The 2,534-nt window shown below is 36.4% G+C and carries 1 protein-coding gene; it reads right to left on the bottom strand.

The features are described from left to right. Window positions 1–325: 325 nt before the first annotated feature. Window positions 326–2,320, bottom strand: coding sequence for an alginate lyase family protein (locus AC1WHX_RS11825; RefSeq protein WP_278585870.1), 1,995 nt, complete (start codon window positions 2,318–2,320; stop codon window positions 326–328). Window positions 2,321–2,534: the final 214 nt, after the last annotated feature.

The following is a 2,534-nucleotide window of genomic DNA, read 5'->3' on the forward strand; positions in this document are numbered from 1 at the left end:
ACATAATCTTAATCCTTGATAAAAGGATTTATCAAAATTAGAAATAGATACTTTTTTTTGTAGTAAAAAATCTGTCAATTAATATAACAATTAGACCAATTTACTTCAATATCGATAATCTGTTATATAAAAAGACTGTTCAGAAAATAGTTATCAGTTATTTTCTGAACAGTCTTTTACCAAGTCAATATCTACGTGATATTTAGAGTCTGCCGTAAATTTCCCAACAAAAAAATATTATCAGGTCATTTTTTTGTTAAAAAATTCAGGCTCTTAAAATCAGCAGAAGCCTTCTATTAACAAATACTTTTTCTGCTATTGTTCACTAACGTTTTTTACCCAATATTATAACACTACTTATAGAAAGATTTTTTCCCTTGGTCCGCACCACAAGCATATATGATTTTATTGTATGCGTATCTTTCTCGGAACTACCGTACATAATATCCGGTGCTTCTGCCCAAAAAACTTCAATAGGAGTTTTATAGGTATTCTTAATTTCAAATTTAGTTGTTCCGGCTTTAAAAGTCACGATGCCATTCTTGTAAATTTTCGATTTTACTCCTTTTATAAATTCATAAGCCGGGGATTTACCTTCGAGACGAGCATCTACAAAACCGTCCCCGAGTTCCGGCTTATCAGATAAAGCCAAGACATAATCATAGGTGTGTTCTTCTTCAGACTGTGCCTCGAACCGATCTATAAATTTATTGCGGTCAAGTTTCACCGTACGTGTCAACTTTACTCCGGGATAACCATTATTATCTAATACAGCGGAAGCAACTCCCCCGTTTTTATCGGGATCGAACGACAGTAACTTACCTGCTGTTTTAGCTCCTCTGATCTGCATATCTTGCCCGTCCACCAACACGAGATTATGAGACAATCCCCGCTTTTGCCATCCCAAATAGGCCGGTTGTGCATAACTATACGTTCCGCAATCGGTAAGAATCTCTTTCTCCCCATTGTGTAACGTAACCGAAAGCCGGTCGGGATGACTGTGCCCTCCATCACTAAAACCATAACGGAAGACCAACGTATTATCTCCTGAACGCAAAATTGCGATTCCCGTATCATCAAACAGATAACTATCTTGTTTCAACGGCGCTTTATCCGGTTTAATATCGACATTCGTCAGCAAAGCCAATGCCGAATTTCGATCTTTAGTCGCATAGACTTTTGCTAAGATTTGCAAGATAAAAGGATCTTTGAAGCGGGAATATCCCATCTCATATAAAAAATCCTGATTTGAAATATCGGACATATATCCCCCGTCATTATGAGCAGGAAAAGTCATGTTCGGATACATTGCTTTAACAACACCCGTAAGCATACTTTTCAGTTTCTCATTATAAAGATCTATACCGCAAGCCCTTGCTGCATTTGCCGTCTGCAAAAGAGCCTTAAGCGGGAAATAGTGATACCCGGGCGAAGCTTCTTTATACCAGCCGTCATCATAAACCATCTTTTTGAACTCTTCGATATAACCGACACTGCCGTTAACCGCATAATCCATCATCTCGTCATTTTTTAATGTTACAGCCAACGATGTTCGCATAGCATTATTCCAAGCCTGCCAATTGTGCTGTCCACGACGGGCCGTAATCATATCAGCAGCTTCCTGAAACAGATTTTTCTCTATTTTTTCTCTCTCTTGCTGTGTCAGACCATCCCTTATGATTTCATAAATCGGACAAACATCGGAAAACCACATGGCATCTTCTAACCATTGTTCAAACATTCTGCCCAGATAATAAGATTTAGCAACTTGCTCTTTTGTATAAACCGGATATTGCGGATATTTATCGGCATATTCCAAGAAGATTTCCTTTAGGTAATCAAAATATTTTTTGTCTTTTGTAGCTAAATATAAATAACCACAATCGACAATAAAATATTGCATATTATGCTGATAGATATTGCGCCAGCAAGCATCGAAAAAGTCACTTTTATAAGATTTTCCGCAATCGGGACAATAGTGGTCATGAGGCTTGTCAAGCTCGAATTTAAACAGCTTTTTATGTACAGGGCAAATATAGTTCTGACTACGCCCAGTCGATTTATCGGGAATGTCAAAACCATAACGGACACGTTCATCGACTCTTTCTTTCAACATACCGACAATTTTAGTACCCCATTCGGTTTTAGCAGAGGCTTCTACATTCCTCAAATCTTCATCCGTAAAAAAACGATAAGTTTTTTCGCAAGAGCGGTTATTTACTCCTTCTGTTAAAGAATTCGCTTCATTATTTGCTCTGAGTTGCGAAGCACTTATAAAAGCAATAAAAACAAGCGATACCGTCAGTAACATCTTTCTCATGTTATTTCGATTTACTTTTAGTTAAACATTAAATTCTTACTGATTGTCAATACGCATAATACGACATTTTTGCAACAAGCCTTTTTGTTTTACAAAGAGATAAAAGAAGCATTAATTTTTTCAAGTTATTCGTATTAGCAAATAATTAAAAAAATATTAAATGCAAATTAAGAGCATATCCTCCCCTATCTTACATTAAAATAATCTTGTTTAT

Source organism: Coprobacter sp., assembly GCF_982436375.1.